This is a genomic window from Vibrio galatheae, from assembly GCF_000967545.1.
In the GTDB taxonomy this organism is placed as follows: domain Bacteria; phylum Pseudomonadota; class Gammaproteobacteria; order Enterobacterales; family Vibrionaceae; genus Vibrio; species Vibrio galatheae.
On the sequence record NZ_JXXV01000014.1, the window covers coordinates 94,253 to 120,557 of the forward strand.

A 26,305-nucleotide genomic window follows, 5' to 3' on the forward strand; every position below is an offset into this window, starting at 1 on the left:
CAATACCCACTCAGCCTGTTAGGGATTATGACTACAAGAGGTCAAAATGAGCAAAGAAATTAAAGCCCAAGTAGTAGTACTTGGTGCGGGTCCTGCTGGTTACTCTGCCGCATTCCGTTGTGCAGACTTAGGTCTAGAAACTGTTCTTATCGAACGCTACAGCACTCTTGGTGGTGTGTGTCTAAACGTGGGTTGTATCCCATCAAAAGCACTACTACACGTATCTAAAGTTATCGAAGAAGCAAAAGCGCTTGCTGAGCATGGCATCGTTTTTGGTGAACCACAAACTGATATCGATAAGATCCGTAAGTGGAAAGAAAAAGTTATCAACCAGCTAACTGGCGGTCTTGGCGGAATGGCTAAGATGCGTAAAGTTAATGTGGTTAACGGTTTTGGTAAGTTCACTGGCCCTAACTCTATCGAAGTTGAAGGCGAAGAAGGCAAAACGGTTGTTAACTTTGATAACGCAATCGTAGCAGCGGGCTCTCGTCCAATCAAACTGCCATTTATCCCACATGAAGATCCGCGTATTTGGGATTCAACAGACGCTCTAGAGCTAAAAGAAGTTCCTGGAAAACTGCTTATCATGGGTGGTGGCATCATCGGTCTAGAAATGGGTACGGTATACCACTCACTAGGTTCTCAAATTGATGTTGTTGAAATGTTCGATCAAGTTATCCCAGCTGCGGATAAAGATATCGTCAAAGTTTACACTAAGCGTATCAAGAACAAGTTCAATCTAATGCTTGAAACCAAAGTAACAGCAGTTGAAGCGAAAGAAGACGGTATCTACGTTTCAATGGAAGGCAAAAAAGCACCAGCAGAAGCTGAGCGCTACGATGCTGTGCTTGTTGCTATCGGTCGTGTACCTAACGGTCAGCTAATTGATGGTGAAAAAGCGGGTCTAGAAATCGACGAGCGCGGCTTCATCAATGTTGATAAGCAAATGCGTACTAACGTGCCTCACATCTTTGCTATCGGCGACATCGTTGGTCAACCAATGCTGGCGCACAAAGGTGTGCATGAAGGCCACGTGGCTGCTGAAGTTATCTCTGGTAAGAAGCACTACTTCGACCCTAAAGTTATTCCTTCAATTGCTTACACTGAGCCAGAAGTGGCATGGGTTGGTAAGACTGAAAAAGAAGCGAAAGCGGAAGGCATTAACTACGAAACAGCAACATTCCCTTGGGCTGCTTCTGGTCGTGCAATCGCTTCTGACTGTGCAGATGGTATGACTAAGCTTATCTTTGATAAAGAGACTCACCGCGTCATTGGTGGTGCTATCGTTGGTACTAACGGTGGTGAGCTACTGGGTGAAATCGGCCTAGCTATCGAGATGGGTTGTGATGCAGAGGATATCGCACTGACTATCCACGCTCACCCGACACTACACGAATCTGTAGGTCTGGCAGCGGAAGTGTTTGAAGGCACTATCACTGACCTGCCAAATCCTAAAGCGAAGAAAAAATAATAGTCGCTGTTAGAGAAATTAAAAACCGCTGAATATTCAGCGGTTTTTTTATATTGGTACTAAAATTAAGGCTCGCTGGATGAGCGAGCCTTAATTTTTAATGCGCCAGATTTCTGCTATGCATTTTTTGCGTGTTTGTAGATGCAAAGCATATCAAGGTAGCTCTCGGTTAGCTTCTTCATGCCCGCTTCATCTTGGGTACGATTCGCTTGAATGAACAGCGAGTAGAAGATGCCGTGGAAAAGCGTCGCGAGCTGTGAAGGATCATGTTGATCACACACTTCACCACGTTCGATAGCTTTAGCAAACATGTTTTGCACCAGTAACTGATTGGTGCGGTTAGTCGTGACGAACAGAGGCCATACTTCATCACGTGTTGAAGCACTCCATTCAAACCACACTTTTAACCAATGACAATCGTTGATAACCAACTCAACCATGGCTGAAGTTAGGGTGTTTAAGTTTTCTTTCGCGTGAATATCTAAGTCGATATTGTCGGATAAGAAGTTTGAGAACTGACGAACCACATAGTTAAGTACGTCATCAACGAGATCTTCACGAGTTGGGAAGTAGTTGAATACTGTCGCAACAGAAACTTGAGCAATCTCAGCAATGTCTGCATGACCACCACGGCCAATGCCACGGCGTGCAAACACTTCTAAAGCAATCTCCATCAGTTGCTGTTTTCTTTTTTGCGGTGAAAGACGTGTACGAGGTCTTTTTGCAATCGAGTCCATAATTAATTTCCTTGCCAAATGAGTCGGTTATATTTGTTTAGGCTTTTTGCCCTATTTATTAATTTATAATTTGCTGACGCCTTATGAGTGTAATGGTGCATATAGTTGAGGTCAACGCTTTGCGGCTATTTTATAATCACTTTTATTAATATAGTGCTATAGCTCAATAAGAATTCCTCCGGTGTTTCATGAATAATTTAGGCAAACGTTTTTCCTTATCGCACGCTGATGGTAAACTACGCGCCTTAACCTTGAGTGACTATAATTACGCTCTATAGCTAACGTGATAAACGAGACGGGTATGAAACATACAGTAGAAGTAATGATTTCTGAGCAGGAAGTCAGTGAACGAGTGAAAGAGTTAGGCAAGCAAATCAGTGAGCACTACAAAGGTAGCGAAGATCTTGTCCTAGTCGGTCTGCTACGTGGCTCATTTGTATTTATGGCTGATTTAGCTCGCGCAATCGACCTCACTCACCAAGTGGATTTCATGACGGCGTCTAGCTACGGTAATACGATGGAAAGCTCTCGTGATGTGCGTATCTTGAAGGATCTGGATGATGACATCAAAGGCAAAGACGTTTTGTTGGTCGAAGATATTATCGACACTGGCAATACACTAAATAAAGTAAAAGAGATCCTTAGTTTACGTGAGCCTAAATCAATAGAAATCTGTACCTTATTGGATAAGCCATCTCGTCGTGAAGTTGCCGTAGATGTGAAATGGATTGGTTTTGAAATTCCTGATGAGTTTGTCGTTGGTGTTGGTATCGATTATGCTCAGAAATATCGTCATCTGCCTTATATTGGTAAAGTCGTTCCTCAGGAATAATCTTGCATCAGCTCGATTAAAAACGCCCGCTAATTTTAGCGGGCGTTTTTAATTAACGACACAGAAGTTTGTGCTGTGGATTGAGCACACTTTCCATTGCGGCTTTATAAGACTTTTCTACGCTATCGCGAGAGTTTGAACGCACGCCTAGATATTCCAATCTTCCATCACCAATTCCGTAAACAACACCATGTATTTCAATGTCTTGTCCACGTTCCCACGCATTTTGCATTATGGTTGAATTGGCCAGATTATACACCTGTTCAACGACATTGATTTCCCCCAGTTTGTCCGCTCGATCTTCTTCGGGCATGACTTCTAGGTAGTTGCGGTGCTTAAAGTAGAGATCGCGGATATGGAGCAGCCAGTTATTGATTAAACCAAGTTGCGGGTTATCTATCGCTGCTTTGACACCGCCACAGCCATAGTGGCCGCAAACAATTACATGCTTAACTTTTAGCACATCAACTGCGTATTGAACGACAGACAGACAGTTGAGGTCGGTATGAATAACTTGATTGGCGACGTTTCTATGCACAAATAATTCGCCAGAGTATAGACCTGTCAGGCGTTCTGCAGGGACGCGGCTATCTGAGCAGCCAATCCAAAGGAAGCCAGGATTTTGCCCTTGTTCTAACTTGGTGAAGTACTCTGGGCGTTCAGCCTTGATTGACGCAGACCATTTTGAGTTGTTCTCAAATAACTGTTTTATTTCCGGCATGTTATGCGCTTTCCATAATTAATTCTTGCTTCACTATACACAATGTTACAATTTGTTTCCTGCTAATAGTGCAGTTAAAAGCACTCATCTGACTTGTTTGAGAGGCAAAAATCATTAACTTAGCCTCTATTCTATTTTGTAGTTATAACGTTCGAGTGATGTGATGCAATAAACACCTATTTTGCTTAGGTAACATTTGCTAATGTGTCAATTTGGCTGCATTTCGCAGCAAATGCTCTATATTTCGCGCGTAATCTAACTATAAATACTAAGGCTATCGAGTTTCGATACCTACAATAACTCGAACTTAAGATTCTGTATTTGTATCCAAATAAAGCGCTTTACTCCTTCGGGAGTAAAGTAAGAGAAATTCATAGCGTATTTAACATGGAGTTAAAGTTGTGTTTGTTAGTCGTTTTGAAGATGTGAACCTCAAAGGGGATCTATTTGGTGGTGTTACCACTGCAATTATCTCGTTGCCTCTGGCATTGGCGTTTGGTGTCGCGTCGGGAGCTGGCGCGGAGGCTGGTCTCTGGGGGGCGATCATGGTTGGTTTATTCGCTGCCTTATTTGGCGGTTCGAATACGTTAATTTCTGAGCCGACCGGGCCGATGACTGTGATTATGACTGCGGTGCTAACCAGTATGATGGTTAAGTATCCAGAAACAGGGATGGCGATGACCTTCACCGTGGTCATGATGGCGGGGGCTTTTCAGATTCTGATCGGAACATTAAAGCTAGGAAAATACGTCACCTTGATGCCATATAGCGTGATTTCCGGTTTTATGTCTGGAATTGGCGTTATTTTGATTATTCTCCAAATATCACCATTACTTGGACAAGCTGCGCCGTCGGGTGGGGTAATGGGGACCTTATCGGCCATTCCTGACATTGTATCGAATATGAAGTTTAGCGAGCTGTTGTTAGGCTTGCTAACTTTAGCGATTCTGTTTTTCTTTCCCAAGAAGTATCGCCGTTATGTGCCAGCCCAGTTAGTCGCTCTGGTCGCGGTGACATTATTATCTGTAATTGTGTTCGATACAGAGTCCATTCGCCGCATTGGTGAGATTCCGGCAGGCTTACCTTCATTGGTGATTCCGCACCTCGATCCTGAGCTGTTTATGGAGATGTTCATTGACGCATTGGTGCTGGGTACATTGGGCTGTATCGATACACTGCTTACCGCCGTTATTGGTGACTCATTAACGCGTAAAGAGCATGATTCAGACAAGGAACTGCGCGGTCAGGGCATTGCCAACATGATTGCTGGTCTGTTTGGTGCGTTGCCGGGAGCCGGTGCGACCATGGGCACGGTAACCAATATTCAGGTCGGGGCGCGTTCACCACTTTCTGGGGTTATTCGTGCTTTGATGCTCGCGCTGGTTGTGCTGGTGGCTGGCGGTTTAACAGAACCTATTCCTATGGCTGTGCTGGCGGGGATTGCGGTATACGTCGGCTTCAATATTCTCGACTGGAGCTTTATTCAACGTGCCCACAAAGTGAGCTTCTCCGGCATGGCGATCATGTATGGTGTTATGCTGCTGACCGTATTTGTTGACCTTATCGTTGCGGTTGGTCTTGGCGTGTTTATCTCCAATATCATTATTATTGAACGATTAAGCCGCGAGCAAGCACGTCAGGTGAAAGCGATCAGTGATGCGGATGAAGATGATGTACCATTGACAGACAGTGAACGTGGCTTGCTGGATATGGCAAATGGCAAAGTGCTGTTTTTCTATTTGTCTGGGCCAATGATTTTTAGTGTGTCTAAAGCGATTTCGCGTCAACATACCAGCATCTCAGATTACGAAGTGATGATCTTGGATCTTACCGATGTGCCTATGATTGACGTGACGGTGGGTCTTGCCCTAGAGAACGCGATAAAAGATGCGCTCGATGCGAACTGTCAGGTGTACCTACTGTGCCCGAACGAGACAACTCGTCAGCAGCTAGAGAAATTCCACGTGTTGGATCTAGTACCGCAAGACAATACCTTTAAGTTCCGCTATGAAGCATTAAAAGCAGCAGTGAAACATGTTGATACAGATGAGCATCAATATGAAGTAGTTTAATTTCCCAGTGAGTTGTGGAGAGTAAAAACGCCATTGAAGGAGACTTCAATGGCGTTTTAGTTTGTAAGATAGATTGCCAATATATTGTGACGGTTTAATTGTAATCATCGTTATTCAACGATAAACTAATTTTCGAATATGATGTAGCAACGGCGATCGTAATAAAATGTATGCATTAGAAATAGAGCAGCTTCGCAAAACCTATGCAGGTGGGTTAGAGGCGCTAAAAGGCGTCAGCCTTAATGTCGCCAAAGGGGATTTTTATGCCTTACTTGGCCCCAATGGCGCAGGAAAATCGACCACTATTGGTGTTATCTCCTCTCTGGTGAACAAGACGTCTGGTCAAGTGAAAGTGTTTGGCTACGACATAGATAAAGATTTGGAGCTGGCAAAGCAGAATTTGGGTCTGGTTCCGCAAGAATTTAACTTTAACCAGTTCGAAACAGTCGAACAAATTGTTCTGCAACAAGCGGGTTACTATGGGGTTTCTAAATCTACAGCCAAGGAAAGAGCGAAAAAGTATCTATCTAAGCTAGATTTGTGGGAAAAACGTAGCGAACGTTCAAGAAATTTATCAGGTGGCATGAAGCGTCGTTTGATGATAGCAAGAGCGCTGATGCACGAACCTCAACTACTTATCCTTGATGAGCCGACGGCTGGCGTCGACATTGAGCTGCGTCGTTCAATGTGGGAATTTCTCAAGGAGATCAACTCCGAACTAGGGATTACCATTATTCTTACCACACATTACCTAGAAGAAGCTGAAATGCTGTGTCGTAACATCGGCATCATCAACAAAGGTGAGTTGATCGAAAATACCACCATGAAGAGCCTGCTTAGCAAACTACAAGTGGAAACCTTTATTCTCGATTTAGAAGATGGGGCGGATGAGCCGCAACTTGATGGCGTTATCAAACAGCATTTTGTCTCGGGATCGCTAGAAATCGAAATTGAAAAAACACAGGGTTTAAATGGTATTTTTGCTCAGCTTTCAGCACAGGGGATCAAAGTGTTGTCGATGCGTAATAAAGCCAACCGACTAGAAGAGTTGTTTGTCAGTATTGTTCGAGAAGGGGGCAGGTAGTATGTATCGATTGTATTGGGTTGCATTTTGTAGCCTATTGGGGAAAGAAGTCACCCGTTTTACCCGTATTTGGGTTCAGACTTTGGTGCCACCCGCGATTACCATGACGCTGTATTTCATCATCTTCGGTAACTTGATTGGCTCGAGAATCGGTCAGATGAACGGTTTTAGCTATATGGAGTACATCGTACCGGGTTTGATTATGATGTCGGTGATCACTAGCTCGTACTCGAATGTTGCGTCATCATTTTTCAGTGCTAAGTTGCAAAAAAATATCGAAGAACTCTTAGTTGCACCTGTGCCTAACTACGTGATTATCGCTGGGTATGTGATGGGGGGAGTGACACGTGGTCTGTTGGTTGGCACTATCGTTACTATTGTTTCTTTGTTGTTTGTTGATCTGCAAGTTGATCATTGGGGAATCATTATCGCCACTGTGTTTATGACTTCGGTGGTGTTTGCGCTTGGTGGATTGATCAACGCGGTTTACGCCAAAACGTTTGATGATATCTCTATTATTCCGACCTTTGTTCTCACTCCATTGACCTACTTAGGCGGTGTGTTTTATTCGATCAGCTTGTTACCTGAATTCTGGCAAGGCGTGTCAAAAATCAACCCGATTGTCTATATGGTGAATGCATTCCGTTATGGCTTCTTGGGGGTATCTGATGTCGGTATCGTTACTTCTTTTGGTGTCTTGAGTGTATTTGTTGTTGTGCTTTATGCGCTTGCACACTACTTGGTCACTAAAGGGATTGGCTTAAGGAGTTAGTTGTAGATTTCCTGGCAACAAACAAAAAGGCTTGGTGCGCAACACCAAGCCTTTGTTATTTATGCTTCTTTGTTAGTCAGCGCTTTCTGATGAGACTTCGCTGTTTACGTCATCTTTGGACTCTACTGCCATCTCAACCACCTGATTGTCGATAAGACGCGCTTTGCCTAAGAAAGCCGACATAAGTATCACTACCTGGCTGCTGTCTGCGGTAATCGCTTGTAGGGTGCGTGCATCGCGAATAAAAATCTCGTCTGGTTGCAAACCTGCGGCGCGAAGCTGATCACTGGCATCTTCTATTACAGAGGCATAGTCATCACGTCCACCACGAATGGCGCTGCTGATCCAACGCATAGTACGAGCGAGCACAGGCGCTCTTTGACGTTCATCTATGGTCAATAGTCCATTGCGTGAGCTCATGGCTAAACCGTCCATTTCACGCACGGTCGGTACGCCGATGATTTCGATATCCATCGCTAGGTCTTCGGTCATCTTGCGGATAACCGCGAGCTGCTGAAAGTCTTTCTCACCAAAGCAGGCAACATCAGGTTGAACGATGTTAAATAGTTTGCTGACGACAGTGGCTACGCCGCGAAAGTGCCCCGGGCGAGATGCGCCTTCTAAGATGGTCGACAGCACAGGGACTTCAACGGATGTTTGGCTCTCTAATCCATTTGGGTAGATGATGTCAGGCGTTGGGGTGAAGACCAACTCAACGCCTTCACCACTGAGCTTATTTAGATCATCATCAAGCGTGCGCGGGTAGTTGTTGAGATCGTCTGCGCGCTCAAATTGCATTGGGTTGACAAAAATACTAACAATGACGATGTCCGCGTGCTCGCGCGCTTTACGTACCAGAGTTAAGTGGCCTTCATGGAGATTGCCCATTGTTGGCACAAACGCTACCTTACGTCCCTCACGCTTATACTGCTTAATTTGCTCTCTGAGAGCGGCAATTTCCGCAAAAGTTTGCATGACAGTGCTCCTTACGCGATCGTGTGTGCATCGTCTGGGAATGCACCGCTTTCAACATCTTGCTTGTATTTCGCCACAGCGCTGCGCATATCACCAGCTTCAGCAAGGAAGTTTTTCGAGAACTTTGGCATGTAATTGGCAGAAATTCCGAACATATCGTGCATAACTAGGATTTGACCATCGGTGACATTTCCTGCCCCAATACCAATTACTGGCACATCGCACACTTCAGTAACGCGTGCGGCGAGTTCTTTCGGCACACATTCAAGTAGCACAACCTGTGCGCCAGCTTCTTGCAATGCAAGTGCATCGCGAACAATACGATCTGCTTTGTCTTGTTCACGGCCTTGAACTTTGAAGCCACCAAAGATATTGACCGACTGTGGTGTTAGGCCTAAATGGGCACAAACCGGCACCGCTCGTTCAGTCAGCATTTTAACGGTGTCAACTAACCAGTCACCACCTTCAATTTTGACCATATTAGCACCCGCACGCATTAGCGCCGCAGCGTTCTCGCATGCTTGCTCTGGGGTGGCGTAACTCATGAATGGCATGTCGGCCATCAACAAACAGTTTGGGCTACCTGCACGAACACAACGCGTGTGGTAGGCAACTTCGTCTACCGTCACTGGTAGTGTCGACGATTCACCTTGCAGAACCATTCCCAACGAGTCACCAACAAGTAACACAGGCATCTCTTGGCTTTCGAAAAGCTGAGCGAAGCTTGCATCGTAAGCGGTAGAAGTCGCAAATTTACGGCCTTCTTGCTTCCATTTCATTAGGTCGTTGATAGAAATTTTTTTCATGATTTTTCCTTACAGGAGTTGGCTATGATTGCCAAATACGCAGACCGTTTTTCTCAACGTCTTTGGTTAAGTCTTCCAGTCTGGTCCCACATGGGAGGGTTAAACTTGGTGCGATTTCTGCGAGCGGGTAGAGCACAAACTCACGCTGCTTCATTCCATAGTGAGGAATGACAAGGCGCTCGGAATCCATCACCTCATTGCCATAAAGAAGAATATCGAGATCGAGCGTTCTCGGCCCCCAGCGCTCTTCTTTACGGACGCGCCCTTGCTCTAGCTCAATCGCTTGCGTGCAATCGAGCAGTTCAAGTGGCGTTAATTCTGTAGTTATTTCCACGACAGCATTGATGTAATCTGGCTGGTCTTGCGGTCCCATAGGTGTACTACTGTACAAAGAAGACGCACGCACAAATTGTGATTTTGGTAGCTGCTTTAACGCATCAATAGCTGCATTAGCCTGAGTGACAGGATCGCTAAGATTACTGCCAACAGCGATAAATACCGTGATCATTATGATGCCTTCGGTTTTTTCTTACGCAAAGTTTTACGGCGTCGTGTTTTAGGTTGCCCTTCGCTTGCGTCGAGGTCAGCAACCATAGCTTGGCGCATATTGCGTCCAGCATTTTGGAAAACTTCCCACCACTTGGCGAGTTGCTGAGTGTCGCCTTGTTCAATTTCACCGCGCATTTCGAGGAAATCAAAGCCAGCACGGAACTTATTCAGTTCCATTAAGCGGAAGGCACGTTTGCCATTGCGGCGTGGCATACGTAATTGCAGTTGCCAGATTTCGCGGATGGTTGCGGTGTGGCGACGCGGAATCGCAATGGTACGAACCTGATCGTCAAGAATATAGTTACTCGCTTCCATAATGGCGTCATAGAAAGAGAGCTTGCGCGTCTCCATCAGTAACTTGGCTTTTTCTTGTAATGGATACCACAGCATGGCGGCAAACATGAAGGCAGGGTTGATTCGCTTGCCTTCTTCGATACGCTGATCGGTAGAATCAAGAACCAAATCAAGCATTTGCTCGGTTGGCGATGAATAATCTTCGGTGAAGAATTCAGCGATGGTCGGGAACAATTGCTGGAACAAGTTGTATTCGCGCATCAGGTGGTAGGTTTCAAGTCCATACCCTGACTGGAGCATCTTCAATGATTCTTCATACAGGCGTGCTGGTGGAATATCTTGCAATAAGGTCGCGAGCTCTTCTATCGGCTCAGCGGTGTCTTCTTCAATATCGAAGTCGAGCTTAATGGCAAAACGTATCGCACGCAGCATTCGTACCGGATCCTCACGATAGCGCGTATCTGGATCGCCGATCAGACGGATGAGCTTGTCTTCTAGGTCATCAATACCGCCAGCGTAGTCGTGGATCGAGTAGTCGCCGATGTTGTAGTACATTGCATTGACGGTAAAGTCTCGACGCTCTGCATCTTCATCTATTGTGCCGTATACGTTATCACGTAGCAGCATGCCTTCTTTCGATTGCTGAGAGACATTCTTACTCGGTTCTTGGTGGTGACCACGGAACGTGGCAACTTCGATGATATCGCGGCCAAACATAATGTGAGCGAGACGGAAGCGACGGCCAATCAGGCGACAGTTTTTAAATAGCTGTCTAATTTGCTCAGGTGTGGCATTGGTCGCGATGTCGAAGTCTTTTGGCGCTTGGCCAAGGAGTAAGTCTCGCACGCCACCGCCAACAAGGTAGGCGTCAAAGCCTGCACCATGAAGACGGTATAGCACCTTCAATGCATTATCACTGATTTTCTTGCGCGAGATGTTATGCTCTTGGCGAGTAATAATATTTAAAGCGAGCTCAGTAATGACTGGAGCTTCGCTTGGTGTACAGTCGTTTTTATTCATGTGCTTCTGGCAATAATTGGTTTTAACCAAGCTTGCTTGAGTTTAATTTTCTAGGCCCGCTAGGGGCGAATTTGCGGCTAATGATAGCTTACAGCGAGCGGTTTGAGAATATTGGTGTGATCTCAGTCGCTGCTGGCAACTGTTCAACATGCCAATTCTCCACGCCCCACGCAATGATTTCACTCACGCTTGCCTGATGAATTTCTTCCGTTATATCAAATCCTAAGAACTGCATCGCGTCGAGCAAGGCGGGCTTAGGATTGTCATTGTCTATCGCTTTGGCGTGGTTTTGTTTGGACAACTTGTGACCAGTTTTATCAAGCGCTAACGGCAGGTGCAAATATTTTACCTCTGTTTTCGCGAGCATATGATATAGGCTAATTTGTCTACCTGTTGGCTCGATTAAATCTGCACCGCGAACCACTTCAGTAACGCCTTGGTCTATGTCGTCCAATACTACCGCAAGGTTGTAAGCAAATAATCCATCACGACGTTTTATAATAAAATCTTCATCTGCCAGAGAGGTAGGGATAGTCAGTGTACCATGGCGTTGATCTTCAAACTGATAGATGGGGTGAGTCATACGCAAGCGAATCGCACATTGTGACTCATTGGTTAAGTGAAGATTGCGACAGGTTCCTCTATAGAAACCGCCCAATGCTTTGATCTGCTTGCGCGTACATTGGCAGTAATAAGCCTGCCCTGAAGCCAGCCAACGATCAATTTGATTCTGGTACAGCTCATGTCGCTCGCTCTGATAAACCACCTCACCATCCCAATGTAAGTGGTAGGCGTCCAGCGTTTTAAGGATCAAATCTGCAGCCCCCGGCATTTCACGTGGAGGATCTAAATCTTCAATTCGGACTAACCACTGTCCTTGATGAGCTTTAGCTTGAAAATAACTGCCTAATGCCGCCACCAAAGAACCAAAATGCAGCGGACCTGATGGAGATGGAGCGAAGCGACCAATATAACTCATGCGATATTTATGTTGTGTAACAAACCAAAAAGGGAGCGATAGCTCCCTTCAGTAGTCATTGCTAAGGTGTGTTTAACCTTGCATTTGCTTTTCTTTGATTTCTGCAAGTGTTTTACAGTCAATACAAAGATCAGCGGTTGGACGGGCTTCCAAACGACGAATGCCAATCTCCACACCACAAGACTCACAGAAGCCGAAGTCGTCTTCTTCAATCTTGTTGAGTGTCTTTTCAATTTTCTTAATCAGACGACGTTCACGGTCGCGATTACGTAGCTCTAAGCTGAATTCTTCCTCTTGCGAAGCACGGTCAACAGGATCTGGAAAGTTTGCTGCTTCGTCTTGCATGTGGTGAACAGTACGATCAACTTCTTCCCTGAGCTGGTTGCGCCATGCTGCTAGAATTTTTGTAAAATGAGCCATTTGCTCAGGTGACATGTATTCTTCACCTGGCTTCTCTTGATAAGGCTCAACCCCTGCAATGGCTAGGATGCCTAGCGCTTTTTTCTTTGAGTCTGGCATGCAGCATCTCCTACTAACACCTAGTCAACTGCGCTCGCAGTTTGTTTTAAGGCGGGTATCTATAGCAAAAAGAATCTTTGGAGGCAAATACTTGAGAGTAATCTTATTGTCATTGTGAAGGTGACATCATTTTTAGCGCTTAATGGCTAAATTCAATCGCCTTGACCAGTTTAATCTCTTCGCTTGAAAGCTCTGCTTTGTAGCACAGTACTTCCACTCCTCGTTCTTGAGCGTATTTCAGTAATTGTGAATAATTGGCGTCTATATGGAGTGCTGGAGAGACTTTTTCAATCCCTGAATGTAAAACAGTGAATAAAAGTACCGCTCTGCTTCCAGATTGCGCCATTTCTGTGAGCTCTCGCAAATGCTTCTGTCCCCTTGTGGTGACCGCATCAGGGAAATACCCTTGGCCTTCTCTTTCCTCATCTAATAAGGTAACGCTCTTTACCTCTATATAGCATTTTGGTCTATTTTCTGATTTGAGCAAGATATCAATCCGGCTGTTTTCTTTGCCATATTTTACTTCTGTCTGTAACTGTTCATACCCTTGCAACTCGCTAATAACGCCGGACTCAATTGCTTCTACGGCCAGTTGATTCGCTCGTGCCGTATTAATACAAATTTTATCACCTTGGCTGGTTTGGGTTAATTCCCAACTATTCGGGTACTTGCGCTTTGGGTTGTCAGAGGTTGAGTACCACACTTTATTTCCGGGCGTTGCGCAGCCAGTCATTGCGCCAGTGTTGGCGCAATGTATGGTTCGTTCACTGTCATCATCGAGGGTGATATCGGCAAGGAATCGCTTATAGCGTTTAATCAGAATAGCTGAGTCTAGTGGGGGAGTGAACTTCATTTGGGACTCATTACTGTTTTTATGTACAATGGTTGCCAACATTACACCACAAGGTTTCCCCATTGTCACAACTGCCTATTGAAGGCGTGATGCCAGCGCTACTTTCTGGTGTTCGCTCTTGTTCTCAATTGATCCTAAAAGCGGCACCCGGTGCGGGTAAGTCGACCTACTTCCCGCTACAGTTGCTCACTCAGCAAGTCGTTGAGGGCAAGATCATTATGCTCGAACCTAGGCGACTTGCAGCGCGTAATATAGCCCGTTATCTCGCCATGCAGTTGGGTGAAAGTGTTGGGCAAACCGTCGGCTATCGAGTCCGTGGTGAGAATAAAACCAGCGCAAAGACTCAATTGGAAATCGTCACCGAAGGGGTGCTGACCCGGATGATTCAAGCGGATCCAGAATTAACGGGTGTTGATTTGATCATCTTTGATGAGTTCCATGAGCGCAGTATTCATGCCGATACCGCGTTAGCGTTTTGCTTGGAAATTCAAGAAGCCTTGCGTGACGATCTTAAGTTGATCGTGATGTCAGCGACTCTTGAACAAGCGGCCTTATCTTGTCTGTTGCCCCAAGCAAAATTTGTCGAGTCGCGCGGGCGCAGTTTTCCGGTTGAATATCGTTATCTTGCGCCAAAGCCGAATGAAAGATTAGAAGACCAGATGGCAAAGCAAATTTGCTCGCTAATGCAACACGAGCCGGGTTCTCTGCTGGCGTTTCTTCCCGGTGTCGCGGCAATTAAGCGTGTTGCCGAGCGTTTGCAGCATCTCGCTGATGATATTCAAGTTTGTCCTTTGTATGGGCAGTTGGAGTTCTCTCAGCAGCAGAAGGCAATCCAACCAGCAACGGATGGCCAGCGCAAAGTTGTGCTGGCGACTAACATTGCCGAGACCTCGTTAACCATAGAAGGTATCCGTCTTGTCGTAGACTCCGGCTATGAAAGGGTGGCGAAATTTGATCTCAACAGTGGGGTGACTCGTCTCGAACAAACGCGCATTGCTCAATCTTCAGCAGAGCAGCGAGCAGGGCGCGCAGGTCGAATAGAGCCCGGCATCTGCGTTCGTTTGTACTCGCAAGCTCAGCTCTCTCAGCAGCCTTATACACCTCAGCCAGAAATATTGCATTGTGATTTATCGGGATTGGTACTAGAGCTTGCTCAGTGGGGAGCACATGATCCTGCGGATTTAAACTGGCTTGATGTTCCACCAAGCAGCGCGATTAATCAGGCGAAAGCATTGCTGGTGCAACTTGGTTTACTTGATAACAAAGGTCAACTTAGCGAAATAGGCCATTTAGCTGCGCGGCTAGGGTTAGGACCAAGAGCGAGTGCTATGTTGGCAAAAGCGCAAGGAGCGATAACGACAGCCGCCGTTCTCGTTTCAATGCTTGAGGAGCCAGAACGCAACACCCTAGACTTTATGCACAGTGTTCTAAGGCTAAAACAAGGCAAACATAGCCAGCAGAAAAGGGTGATAGAGCGCGCTAAGAGTATTGCCAAACGTTTGGAACGCTCATTTAATTTGTCACAACTAGATGAATCTAAAGTGTCAACCTTGATGGCGATAGCCTTCCCAGACCGAATTGCTAAGGCTCGCGTTAATCAGCATGGTCGCTTCTTACTGGCGAATGGCCACGGAGCTGAAGTGAACGACAGCGAAAGGCTCGCCACGAGCGACTATTTGGTGGTACTGGATCTAATGCGCACGCAATCTGACTCGTCACAAATATTTAGTGCATTGGAGTTAGATATCACCGATTTACAACGGCAATTTCCACACTTGTTTACTCAACAGGACAGTGTCGATTGGGATGAAAAAAAAGGACGATTGGTCGCAGAACAACAAACGCGCATCGGTCATTTGGTGATTGAAAGAAAAGCGCTCCCTGAGCCTCCTAGCGAAAAAATGACACAAGCTTTACTCAATTTCGTTCAGCGCAAAGGCCTTTCCGTATTAAATTGGACGCCAAACAGTGTTGAACTGTTACAGCGTATGCGTTGTGGTCGAGAATGGTTGCCAGAACAAGATTGGCCTAGCTTGGATGATGGTGAGTTGCTGAGCAACCTGAGTCTGTGGCTGGAGCCCTATTTGAACGGGATAAACTCAGTCAAAGGGTTAGCCAATGTCAACTTGGAAGCAGTGTTACAAGCTTATCTTGGTTGGCCTCTCAATCAAGAGATCGATAAGTGGCTACCCACGCATTACCAACTGCCGACTGGGAGTAAAAAGAAAATACGTTACGAGCAAGGGCGAGAGCCGATACTTTCTGTTCGTATGCAAGAAATGTTCGGTGAAAAGGTGTCTCCACAGATTGCATTAGGCAGGAAGTGTTTAGTGTTAGAGCTGCTTTCACCAGCGCAAAGACCACTTCAAGTGACGCGAGATCTGGCCAGCTTTTGGTCTGGCGCATACAAAGAAGTGCAAAAAGAGATGAAAGGGCGTTACCCAAAACACGTTTGGCCTGATGATCCTGCCAATCATGTAGCGACGACAAAAACTAAGCGACAATTTAACTCATGACAAAAAAATCGACCTCGACAGGCGCAAAAACAACAACGAAAAAGCCCGTCCGTAAACGCTCGACTAAACCGACAAAAAAACGCAGCCCAAACAAAAAGCCGCCACAACGTACTTGGCTCAAGAATATCTGGAGCGTTAGCTGGAAGCTCGCCTTAGCGGGATTGGCGTTATTACTAGTGGTGGGTATTTACTTAGACAGCCTAGTTAAGCAGAAGTTTGAAGGCCAGCTGTTTGACCTCCCCACTGTGGTCTATGCGCGCATTCTTAATTTGGCCCCCGGTGATTCGATAACGATTCAAGAGGTGCGCAATGAGCTGGATGTTCTCAACTACCGCAAAGTTCGCCAGCCGCAATATCCGGGTGAATATTCGTCTTCCGCGACTAAGATCGAGCTGATCCGTCGTCCATTTGAGTTTAGTGATGGCACGGAACCTGATCGCCATGTGATGCTGCATTTCTCGGCAAACAACTTAGATCGTATTCAATCGCTAGAGAAAAGCGGCGACTTAGGTTACCTGCGCATTGAGCCGAAAATGCTCGGTATGTTAGAGAAAAACCACGATGAGCAGCGACTGTTTGTTAAGCGTGAACAATTTCCAGAGGTGATGGTTGACGCACTGCTCGTTACAGAAGATCGTGATTTTTACCAACATGATGGGGTTTCTCCTTTGGCGATTGCCCGCGCTTTGGTCGCGAATGTCAAAGCCGGTCGAACAGTGCAAGGTGGCAGTACCTTAACCCAGCAGTTGGCGAAAAATATCTTCCTTTCTAGTGATCGAACTTTATGGCGTAAGGTGCGCGAAGCCTATATTGCGCTGATCCTCGATTATCGTTATAGCAAAGATCGTATTCTTGAGGCGTACCTCAATGAGGTTTATTTAGGCCAGAGTCGTGGTCAAGCGATCCACGGTTTTGGTCTCGCTTCACGTCTCTATTTTGGTCAACCAATTCAAGAGTTACGTATCGATCAACTTGCGTTACTTGTCGGTATGGTTAAAGGGCCTTCCTATTACAATCCGGTCCGTTTCCCTGAGCGAGCGAAGCAAAGACGTGACCTGGTATTACGTTTGATGATGCAGCACGATATCTTAACCGCGAGTCAATATGATACGGCAGCAAGTCGTCCGCTCGATATTCAAGATAATCCGAGCATCGCCAGCCGTCAGCCTGCCTATTTTCAGCAATTAGAGATTGAACTTAAACAAAAAGTTGGCGAGACATTTCAGGCGGATGTTGGCCTTAAAGTGTTCACTTCGCTAGATCCGGTTTCCCAGCAGCAACTTGAGTTAGCGATCGCGAAAAAGATCCCCCAGTTTGCTAGCGTCGCAGGTGATGCCCTGGAAGGAGCCGCTGTTGCCGTGGATCGTCATACTGGCGAGATTCGCGCCATGGTAGGAGGCAAGCGAACTGGGTACGATGGTTTTAACCGCGCCTTAAATGCCAGTCGGCAAATTGGTTCTCTAGCCAAACCCGCCGTATACCTCACGGCGTTAGAGCAACCTGATAAATACAATCTAGCAACGACGTTGCATGACAAGCCGATAAGCTTAAAGGGCAGCAAAGGCAATGTTTGGTCGCCACGTAATTACGATCGCACCTTCCGCGGGGATGTACCGTTATACATGGCGTTAGCCTTGTCTCTCAATGTGCCGACTGTTGCGCTTGGTATGGAGGTTGGCATACCTAACGTGGTTAAAACGCTGGAAAAGTTGGGCGTGGATAAGGGCGAAGTCCGGCCTGTTCCTTCGATGTTTCTTGGCTCTTTTAGCTTAACGCCATTTCAAGTCGCGCAGATGTATCAGACGCTAACCAACTCAGGTAAGAGAGCAACCTTGTCGGCATTACGCTCAGTTATCGATCTTGATGGTAATGTCTTGTATCAATCCCTGCCCAGTGTGACTCAAACCGTGGATCAGCAAGCGGCTTGGTTGACCACCTATGCCATGAAGCGTGGTGTCTTAGAAGGGACGGGGCGTTACCTCAATAGCCAGTTTGCTTGGGCGGCCCTAGCTGGAAAAACCGGAACCAGTAATGATACTCGCGATAGCTGGTTTGTGGGTGTCGATGGACGGGAAGTAACCACCATCTGGCTTGGACGAGATGACAATAAGCCGACTAAGCTAACGGGATCGAGTGGAGCGCTACGCGTTTATGCTGAGTACCTCAAACATCGTATTCCTGAAAAGCTTACGCTACCTTGGCCGCAAGGGGTGAACACCATAGGTTTTGCTGCTACGGCGAACGGAAGTTTAGATCTTGATTGTCGTAATGAATTTAAGTTGCCTGTTTGGGACATCAATGGCAACTTGAAAAAGCAGTGTGAAAATCGACCTGCACAGTGGATCAAAAAGCTATTTGACTGGTAGCGATCATTTTTAATAATTTTAGTACTTTACGCTGATTTAGTCTGCCAGTATAAACATTGATGGATGTTAAAAGGGAACTCAGGTCGTGAAAAAAATCATCAGCTTCCTCATATGTATTATGGGAAGTGTCTCATTCCATGCAGTGGCTCAACAGCAAGACGAGCAAGTCGTAAGGCCTAAAGTTGGTGTGGTATTGGCGGGTGGCGGTGCCAAGGGGGCGGCACACATTGGTGTTCTCAAAGCGCTTGAAGAGCTAAAAGTTCCCGTTGATATCATAGCTGGCACTAGTATGGGGTCGTATGTCGGTGGTTTATATGCCATGGGGTTGAGTGCGGATGAGATTGAGTCTTTCATTGGTACCGTAGACTGGAACAGCGGTTATCGCGATCGTGTCGATCGAAGTCAACGCCGAGTGCAAGATAAAGAGTACGAAGATAGATACCAGTTAACCACAGACCTTGGATTGCGTTGGGGAGAAATACGCGCCGCGCGTGGTATCGTTCAAGGTCAGGGAATGCTTAAAATCCTTCGCGAAACCACAGGTAATTTGCCACCGTTCACCTCTTTTGATGATTTAGCTATCCCTTATCGTTCGGTGGCTACCGATATTATTGAGCTCGAGCCTGTGGTCATCAGTGACGGTTATTTGGTCGACGCTATGATGGCCAGTATGTCAGTACCTGGCGCGCTTCCTCCCTATGAATTAGAAGGACGTTTGTTAGTTGATGGCGGCGTCACCAATAATATGCCCGTTGATGTAGCGAAAGAGCTTGGTGCTGAAGTGATTATTGCCGTCGATATTAGTACCGACTATAAAAACGAAGAAGAATTTACCACCTTCTTAACGGTTGCTGATCAGTTGTCGAATTACCTTGTTCGCAGTACCACTAGTCGACAGGCAGAAACACTCACCAATGATGATGTTTTGCTGAATCCGGATGTTGGCTCAATGGAAACGACTGAGTTCGATAAGATGCCAGTTGCGTATAACAAAGGCTATCAAATTGCGATGGAGAACCGAGAAGCGCTGTCGAGGTACAGTGTTTCTTCCGCAGAGTACCAGAGATATATTGATCGTAAGCAAGATGCGCGACGCGATCTGCGTTATGGCGATGAGATCGAAATAGAACAGATCGTTATCAATAATCGTACTCACTACAATGATCAGTTGTTAGAAAATCGCTTGGCTCTCAAGCAAGGCAATGTGTATAAAACGTCGCAGATCGAGCAAAGCGTACAAGATCTCTATGCGCTGGATCGCTTCGAATTGATCACTTATCGCTATGACACTATCGATGAACAAGATGCGTTAGTGGTGGATGTTAAAGAAAAATCTTGGGGCCCGAACTACGTAAATTTTCGATTTTTTATTGAAGATGACTTTACAACCGATAGTCAATATTCAATCGGTGTCTCCGCTAACTTTACTGATCTGAGTGATTATGGGGCTGAACTGAGAACGAATTTTGATATTGGTACGGATAAGCTGTTTGAAGTCGAGTTATATTCGCCGTTCTTTTCTAGCCAGAAAACCTATACCACGTTAAATATCAACTACAGCAATGAACAACGTAATTTGCCTGATTCGGGCTTTGACGATACCACGCTTGAGGCAACCCGAAACTATTTTCCATTGACGTACAGCCAGTGGGAAGCGGAATGGGCGATCGGTTATCAAGACACCTTGTGGCGGCGCTTTAAAATGGGGGTAAGATATGTTGATGGTGAAGGTGAATTGTCGACCCTGCCTTCATATTTGGATCTCGACTTCACCCGTTTGGGAGTATTCGCTAACTACCGTATCGACACCTTAGATAACTACAGTCTACCGCGTAATGGGTGGTATCTTGACTTAGATTATTTGGTATCCCACGATGAAAGTGTCGGAGGTACATTAGATACAGAAACGACTCAAGAAGAAGATACTGTGTATGAATTTGGCGCAAAATTGATCGCCGCACACACTTTTTCTCGCCATACTTTGGTCGCAAATGCTGACCTTGGTTTTGTCAGCAATAAAAACTCGTCAGTGCCGCTTAACCCGAAAGAGATCGGTGGATTCCTCAATCTGTCTGGTATTCCGCGCAACAGTTTAATTGGGCAAAACAAAGTCTTTGGCAGTTTGGTTTATCGCTACCGCTGGTTTGATAATGACTTTGGACTATTTACTTCGCCGTTCTATATCGGAGGGTCGCTAGAGTACGGTGGGGTATGGTCTGACCCTGATATTAGTATTGATCAAGCACCGCTTTACACCGCAGGGTCTGTGTTTGCAGGGGTCGATTCTCCGATTGGGCCAATCATGTTTGGCTATGGCCGTACCGAGAAAAACTTTGATTCCGTCTATCTAATTGTTGGCACTACCTTCAATTAACACCGACAATGCCATCTTGTCCTGTCTCATTCTCACCGGGTGGGACAGGGCGAATATAACGCGAAAAATCATAGAACTTTAGTCTTAAGTTGCTATGTTGGTCAAAATGATGAGATTTTAATTTAAGGTTAATTTTGCTATCCTACCGCCCACAGTTTGGCCTCTCTGGCACTGTTTCTCAGTCAGTATTGAATGAAAAATATGGCAAGGAGAGCCAAGTTTCCAAGGATGTTCACTCCCTTATTCTTTGAATAAATAGCATAAGAGGGAGGAACCGCAATGAGAGGAAAAAGTCGTGCTTGAAGCCTATCGTAAACACGTCGAAGAGCGTGCTGCTGAAGGAGTTGTTCCTAAACCACTAGACGCAGAGCAAGTTGCTGGTCTAGTTGAACTTCTTAAAAATCCCCCACAAGGTGAAGAAGCATTTATTCTTGACCTGCTTGAAAATCGTATCCCGCCGGGTGTAGATGAAGCTGCGTATGTAAAAGCAGGTTTCCTCACAGCAGTGACTAAAGGTGAAGTGGAATCACCACTAGTTAGCCGTGAAAAAGCGGCGCAACTGCTAGGTACGATGCAAGGTGGTTACAACATTGCTCCGTTGGTTGAACTACTTGATGACGAAGCACTAGCCCCTATCGCTGTTACAGCGCTATCTCATACGCTACTGATGTTTGATGCTTTCTACGACGTTGAAGAGAAAGCGAAAGCAGGTAATACCTACGCACAGCAGGTTCTTCAGTCTTGGGCTGATGCTGAATGGTTTACTGCGAAAGAAAAAGTAGCGGAAAAAATCACGGTTAAAGTATTTAAAGTGACCGGTGAAACCAACACCGATGACTTGTCGCCAGCACCTGATGCATGGTCTCGTCCCGATATTCCAGTTCACGCGAAAGCGATGCTGAAGATGGAACGTGAAGGTATCAACCCAGATCAACCAGGTAATGTTGGCCCTATCAAACAAATTGAAGAACTACAAAAAGACGGCATTCCATTGGCTTATGTGGGTGATGTTGTTGGTACAGGTTCTTCACGTAAGTCGGCAACTAACTCTGTGCTTTGGTTTATGGGTGAAGATATCCCATACGTACCAAACAAGCGCACAGGTGGTATCTGTCTCGGCGGTAAAATTGCGCCAATCTTCTACAACACAATGGAAGACTCAGGTGCCTTGCCGATTGAACTTAACGTTCAAGAGATGAACATGGGTGATGTGATTGATATCTACCCATATGAAGGTGTTGTGCGCAAAGGTGATGAGGTTATCTCTAACTTTGAACTAAGCAAAGTGCTGCTTGATGAAGTGCGTGCTGGTGGTCGTATTCCTCTGATCATCGGTCGTGGTCTAACAAGCCGTGCACGTACAGCGCTTGGTCTTGGTGAAACGGATTTGTTTGCTAAGCCAGTTGACCCTTCAGAATCAACTAAGGGTTACACCCTTGCGCAGAAGATGGTTGGTAAAGCATGTGGCGTTGAAGGTGTGCGTGCTGGTCAGTACTGCGAACCTAAAATGACCACTGTGGGTTCTCAGGATACAACGGGTCCTATGACGCGTGATGAGCTGAAAGACCTTGCTTGTCTTGGCTTCTCGGCAGACCTAGTGATGCAGTCTTTCTGTCACACATCTGCGTATCCAAAACCTGTCGATGTGAACACGCACCACACATTACCTGATTTCATCATGAACCGTGGCGGTGTTTCACTACGTCCGGGTGACGGTGTTATCCACTCATGGTTAAATCGTATGCTTCTACCTGATACTGTCGGTACGGGTGGTGACTCACATACTCGTTTCCCGTTAGGTATCTCATTCCCAGCAGGTTCTGGTCTGGTAGCATTCGCAGCCGCAACAGGTGTTATGCCACTGGATATGCCAGAGTCAATCTTAGTACGCTTTAAAGGTGAAATGCAGCCGGGTATCACACTGCGTGACTTAGTACATGCCATCCCTTACTACGCAATTCAACAAGGTCTACTGACGGTTGAGAAAGCAGGTAAGATCAACGAATTCTCAGGCCGCGTACTTGAAATTGAAGGTGTAGAACACCTAACCGTTGAGCAAGCGTTTGAACTGTCTGACGCGTCAGCGGAGCGCTCTGCGGCAGGTTGTACGGTTAAGTTGTCTCAAGAGTCTATCGAAGAGTACTTAAATTCGAACATCACTATGCTTAAGTGGATGATCTCCGAAGGTTACGGTGATCGCCGTACTATCGAGCGTCGTATCACGGCGATGCAAGAGTGGCTAGCTAACCCTGAATTGATGGAAGCAGATGCAGACGCAGAATATGCGCACGTTATCGAAATCGATCTTGCTGAAATTGATCAGCCAATCTTATGTGCACCAAACGATCCTGATGATGCGCGCCTACTATCTGAAGTACAAGGCACGCAAATCGATGAAGTCTTCATTGGTTCATGTATGACTAACATTGGTCACTTCCGTGCAGCAGGTAAATTACTGGAGCAGTGGGGTGGTTCACTGGATACACGTCTATGGGTGGCACCGCCAACTAAGATGGACCGCGATCAGCTAACTGAAGAAGGCTACTACGGTATTTACGGCCGTGCAGGGGTTCGTATTGAAACTCCTGGATGTTCACTATGTATGGGTAACCAGGCGCGTGTTGCGGATAAAGCAACCGTAATGTCGACATCAACACGTAACTTCCCTAACCGTCTCGGTACAGGTGCAAATGTTTATCTGGCGTCTGCAGAGTTATCAGCGGTGGGGGCTATTCTAGGTAAGATTCCAACTAAGGAAGAGTACTTAGAGTACGCGAAGCAGATTGATGCAACAGCTGCGGACACATACCGTTACTTGAACTTCCATAAAATGGATCAGTACACCAAGAAAGCGGCGGAAGTTATCTTCCAAGAGCCTGCATAAGCTTCAATCGCTACACTGGTTGTCTAACAAGCGCCCACCTATTGGTGGGCGCTTTTTTATGGCTAGTAAAACATCGCTTAGTTAGTGCAGCTAACTTGATATCCAGATTTGATGATCACAGATAATGCGTAACCCTAGTTCGCTATGGTGCTTGTGGTGACTTGGGGATAAGGTTGTTCCTAATCTCGCCTGATACTTCACCGCGATGTATACTCTCGCCCGTTAAGTTGGTTATAAGCACAGAGGCGTCCTATGGAGTTTGAATTTATTAGAAATACCTTAATGGGCGAATACTATGTTAAGTCCAGCATGGGGCACGAAATTATCGCCCGCTGGCTGCAAGAAGAAATAGGCAAAGATTGGCAAAAAATAGCTCACGTCGAGTGCCTAATTGACAACGCGCGGGCCAATCCTCAGCAAGATAACGTTTTAGAAGGCACAGAAATTTCATTGTCAATTCAAGGTGATGAAGTCACAGTTCAAGAAAATGTGCTGACTCACGGACATGAGATGGATAGTGACAGTGAGTTCGATTTTTATGACAGTGAAAGTCACGCGGTTTGTGGTATTGAAGATTTTGAAGAGCTCATCGAGCAGTGGAAAACATTTCTAACCACCAAGTAATGCACTTGATTGGTGAATAATCTTTAGCTTGCTTTAATTTTGTGAATAGGGCGCACCGCTTTGGTGCGCCTTTTTCGTCATCTTACCAATGGATTCGTCTTGTTTCTTTTAAAATCAACAGGTTAAAAAGTTGGCACGCACCTTGGATTATTAAATAACAAAAGGATGACAGCTTCAGAGAGGATGCGATGAAACTTATTAATGCGATTATTAAACCGTTTAAATTAGATGATGTTCGAGAGGCACTCGCCGATGTGGGCATTGAAGGGATGACTGTATCAGAGGTGAAAGGCTTTGGTCGCCAAAAAGGCCACACCGAGCTATATCGCGGTGCGGAATACCAAGTCGACTTTCTACCTAAAGTGAAACTTGAGATTGCGACTCAGGCAGAAAATGTTGATCGCGTCATCGAGGCGATTTCGAAAGCGGCGCACACAGGAAAAATCGGTGATGGCAAAATTTTCGTTTACGACCTAAGCCAAGCTGTACGTATTCGTACTGGTGAAATGGACGCTGAAGCGCTTTAAGAATTCAAGGACTGAGGACAACACGATGGAATTAACAACTACGGTAACAGAGCTACGTTACGCACTAGACACCTTTTTCTTTCTCATTTCAGGTGCGTTGGTTATGTGGATGGCAGCAGGTTTTGCCATGCTAGAAGCGGGTTTAGTTCGCTCGAAAAACACCACTGAAATTTTGACTAAAAACTTCTGCCTATACGCGATTGCGTGCACCATGTACCTCGTCGTTGGCTACAACATCATGTACGTAGACAACGGAGAAGGTGGCTGGCTACCTTCATTTGGTGCCTTGATTGGTACGCAGGGTGAAGGTGCGGATCACTCACTAGAGTCAGACTTCTTCTTCCAAGTTGTGTTTGTCGCAACAGCGATGTCAGTCGTCTCTGGTGCGGTTGCAGAGCGCATGAAGCTTTGGTCTTTCCTCATCTTCTCTGTGGTACTAACTGCATTTATCTACCCAATCGAGGGTTACTGGACTTGGGGTGGTGGTTTCCTATCAGAAGCAGGTTTCAGTGACTTCGCGGGTTCAGGCATTGTACACATGGCAGGTGCAGCAGCGGCACTAGCGGGTGTATTACTACTGGGTGCTCGTAAAGGTAAATATGGTAAGAATGGCGAAATCTACCCGATTCCAGGCTCAAACATGCCACTTGCGACACTGGGTACCTTCATTCTTTGGTTCGGTTGGTTCGGCTTTAACGGCGGCTCTCAGCTAATGGTGTCTGATTTTGAAAACGCGTCTGCGGTTGGTCAAATCTTCCTTAACACCAATGCAGCAGCAGCAGCGGGTTCAATCGCAGCGCTATTTGTTTGTAAAACAACATGGGGCAAAGCTGACCTAACTATGATTCTTAACGGTGCGTTGGCGGGTCTAGTCGCTATCACCGCAGATCCTCTATCACCATCACCTCTTTACGCGGTTGCTATCGGTGCGGTCTCTGGTGCGCTAGTGGTATTTAGCATCATCGGTCTAGACAAACTTAAGATTGACGATCCAGTGGGCGCAATTTCAGTACACGGTGTATGTGGCCTCTTCGGCCTAATGGTTGTGCCACTAAGCAATGGTGATGCTACGTTTGGCGCTCAGCTTCTAGGTGCTGCGGTAATCTTTGGTTGGGTATTTGGTGCAAGCTTAGTTGTCTGGGCAGTGCTAAAAGCGACAGTGGGTATCCGAGTTTCTGAGGATGAAGAGATGGAAGGTATGGACATGCATGATTGCGGTGTTGGTGCCTACCCTGAGTTTGTCACTGTAAAGTAATATGACGTAACAGCTAGTTACAAATAACAGTACCAAAAACCTGCTCTGATGAGCAGGTTTTTTGTTTTGTGTCAT

Annotated in this window: 21 protein-coding genes; 12 read left to right on the forward strand and 9 right to left on the reverse strand. The window is 46.1% G+C overall.

Going from position 1 to position 26,305, the window contains the following annotated elements; genetic code table 11:
- The first annotated feature begins 46 nt into the window (after window positions 1-46).
- Window positions 47-1,471 carry a dihydrolipoyl dehydrogenase gene (gene lpdA, locus TW81_RS07570; RefSeq protein ID WP_045955105.1) on the forward strand — a complete coding sequence of 475 codons (1,425 nt, stop codon included), beginning with the start codon at window positions 47-49 and terminating at the stop codon, window positions 1,469-1,471.
- A gap of 116 nt (window positions 1,472-1,587) precedes the next feature.
- On the opposite strand, the gene TW81_RS07575 is transcribed toward lpdA, so the two are convergent.
- Window positions 1,588-2,208, reverse strand: coding sequence for a LuxR/HapR/OpaR family quorum-sensing transcriptional regulator (locus tag TW81_RS07575; RefSeq protein ID WP_045955106.1), 621 nt, complete (start codon window positions 2,206-2,208; stop codon window positions 1,588-1,590).
- Between the two features lie 301 nt (window positions 2,209-2,509).
- Between TW81_RS07575 and hpt the strand changes: the two genes are divergently transcribed.
- Window positions 2,510-3,040: a hypoxanthine phosphoribosyltransferase gene (gene hpt / locus TW81_RS07580; protein ID WP_045955107.1), complete on the forward strand. Its 531-nt coding sequence runs from the start codon at window positions 2,510-2,512 to the stop codon at window positions 3,038-3,040.
- A 52-nt stretch (window positions 3,041-3,092) separates the two neighbouring features.
- On the opposite strand, the gene can is transcribed toward hpt, so the two are convergent.
- Window positions 3,093-3,761: a carbonate dehydratase gene (can, locus tag TW81_RS07585; RefSeq protein WP_045955108.1), complete on the reverse strand. Its 669-nt coding sequence runs from the start codon at window positions 3,759-3,761 to the stop codon at window positions 3,093-3,095.
- 401 nt (window positions 3,762-4,162) lie between these two features.
- Between can and TW81_RS07590 the strand changes: the two genes are divergently transcribed.
- The 3 genes from TW81_RS07590 (at window position 4,163) to TW81_RS07600 (ending at window position 7,689) form a co-directional block, all read left to right on the forward strand.
- Window positions 4,163-5,833 (forward strand): SulP family inorganic anion transporter, encoded by a 1,671-nt coding sequence (locus TW81_RS07590; RefSeq protein ID WP_045955109.1) that lies wholly within the window; start codon window positions 4,163-4,165, stop codon window positions 5,831-5,833.
- Between the two features lie 166 nt (window positions 5,834-5,999).
- Complete coding sequence (locus tag TW81_RS07595; protein ID WP_045955110.1) at window positions 6,000-6,917, forward strand: ABC transporter ATP-binding protein; 918 nt, start codon at window positions 6,000-6,002, stop codon at window positions 6,915-6,917.
- Between the two features lies 1 nt (window position 6,918).
- Window positions 6,919-7,689, forward strand: a complete 771-nt coding sequence (locus TW81_RS07600) for an ABC transporter permease (protein ID WP_045955111.1) — start codon at window positions 6,919-6,921, stop codon at window positions 7,687-7,689.
- 72 nt (window positions 7,690-7,761) lie between these two features.
- On the opposite strand, the gene panC is transcribed toward TW81_RS07600, so the two are convergent.
- From panC to sfsA, 7 genes are all read right to left on the reverse strand, one after another.
- Entirely contained in the window at window positions 7,762-8,664 is a 903-nt protein-coding gene (gene panC / locus TW81_RS07605; protein ID WP_045955112.1) for a pantoate--beta-alanine ligase, read from the reverse strand.
- An 11-nt stretch (window positions 8,665-8,675) separates the two neighbouring features.
- Window positions 8,676-9,470 carry a 3-methyl-2-oxobutanoate hydroxymethyltransferase gene (panB, locus tag TW81_RS07610; protein ID WP_045955113.1) on the reverse strand — a complete coding sequence of 265 codons (795 nt, stop codon included), beginning with the start codon at window positions 9,468-9,470 and terminating at the stop codon, window positions 8,676-8,678.
- Between the two features lie 22 nt (window positions 9,471-9,492).
- On the reverse strand, window positions 9,493-9,978 hold the full coding sequence (folK, locus tag TW81_RS07615) for a 2-amino-4-hydroxy-6-hydroxymethyldihydropteridine diphosphokinase (protein WP_045955114.1): 486 nt from the start codon (window positions 9,976-9,978) through the stop codon (window positions 9,493-9,495).
- Window positions 9,978-11,333: a polynucleotide adenylyltransferase PcnB gene (gene pcnB, locus TW81_RS07620; protein WP_045955115.1), complete on the reverse strand. Its 1,356-nt coding sequence runs from the start codon at window positions 11,331-11,333 to the stop codon at window positions 9,978-9,980. The genes folK and pcnB overlap by 1 nt, the downstream gene beginning before the upstream one ends.
- Window positions 11,334-11,421: 88 nt before the next feature.
- Window positions 11,422-12,312, reverse strand: coding sequence for a tRNA glutamyl-Q(34) synthetase GluQRS (gene gluQRS / locus TW81_RS07625; RefSeq protein ID WP_045955116.1), 891 nt, complete (start codon window positions 12,310-12,312; stop codon window positions 11,422-11,424).
- A 72-nt stretch (window positions 12,313-12,384) separates the two neighbouring features.
- Window positions 12,385-12,831 carry an RNA polymerase-binding protein DksA gene (dksA, locus tag TW81_RS07630; protein WP_045955117.1) on the reverse strand — a complete coding sequence of 149 codons (447 nt, stop codon included), beginning with the start codon at window positions 12,829-12,831 and terminating at the stop codon, window positions 12,385-12,387.
- A 139-nt stretch (window positions 12,832-12,970) separates the two neighbouring features.
- Complete coding sequence (gene sfsA / locus TW81_RS07635) at window positions 12,971-13,684, reverse strand: DNA/RNA nuclease SfsA (protein WP_045955210.1); 714 nt, start codon at window positions 13,682-13,684, stop codon at window positions 12,971-12,973.
- A 62-nt stretch (window positions 13,685-13,746) separates the two neighbouring features.
- On the opposite strand from sfsA, the gene hrpB reads away from it, so the two are divergent.
- The 7 genes from hrpB to TW81_RS07670 all read left to right on the forward strand — a co-directional run bounded on the left by hrpB (window position 13,747) and on the right by TW81_RS07670 (window position 26,230).
- A complete protein-coding gene (gene hrpB, locus TW81_RS07640) occupies window positions 13,747-16,200 on the forward strand; it encodes an ATP-dependent helicase HrpB (protein ID WP_045955118.1) in 2,454 nt (817 codons plus the stop codon).
- A complete protein-coding gene (gene mrcB / locus TW81_RS07645) occupies window positions 16,197-18,566 on the forward strand; it encodes a penicillin-binding protein 1B (RefSeq protein WP_045955119.1) in 2,370 nt (789 codons plus the stop codon). The genes hrpB and mrcB overlap by 4 nt, the downstream gene beginning before the upstream one ends.
- Before the next feature lie 85 nt (window positions 18,567-18,651).
- Entirely contained in the window at window positions 18,652-20,940 is a 2,289-nt protein-coding gene (locus TW81_RS07650) for a patatin-like phospholipase family protein (RefSeq protein WP_045955120.1), read from the forward strand.
- A 295-nt stretch (window positions 20,941-21,235) separates the two neighbouring features.
- Complete coding sequence (gene acnB / locus TW81_RS07655) at window positions 21,236-23,824, forward strand: bifunctional aconitate hydratase 2/2-methylisocitrate dehydratase (protein WP_045955121.1); 2,589 nt, start codon at window positions 21,236-21,238, stop codon at window positions 23,822-23,824.
- A 252-nt stretch (window positions 23,825-24,076) separates the two neighbouring features.
- Window positions 24,077-24,448: a YacL family protein gene (locus tag TW81_RS07660; RefSeq protein ID WP_045955122.1), complete on the forward strand. Its 372-nt coding sequence runs from the start codon at window positions 24,077-24,079 to the stop codon at window positions 24,446-24,448.
- A 188-nt stretch (window positions 24,449-24,636) separates the two neighbouring features.
- Window positions 24,637-24,975: a P-II family nitrogen regulator gene (gene glnK / locus TW81_RS07665; protein WP_038137591.1), complete on the forward strand. Its 339-nt coding sequence runs from the start codon at window positions 24,637-24,639 to the stop codon at window positions 24,973-24,975.
- Window positions 24,976-25,000: 25 nt separating this feature from the next.
- Complete coding sequence (locus TW81_RS07670) at window positions 25,001-26,230, forward strand: ammonium transporter (RefSeq protein WP_045955123.1); 1,230 nt, start codon at window positions 25,001-25,003, stop codon at window positions 26,228-26,230.
- Window positions 26,231-26,305: the final 75 nt, after the last annotated feature.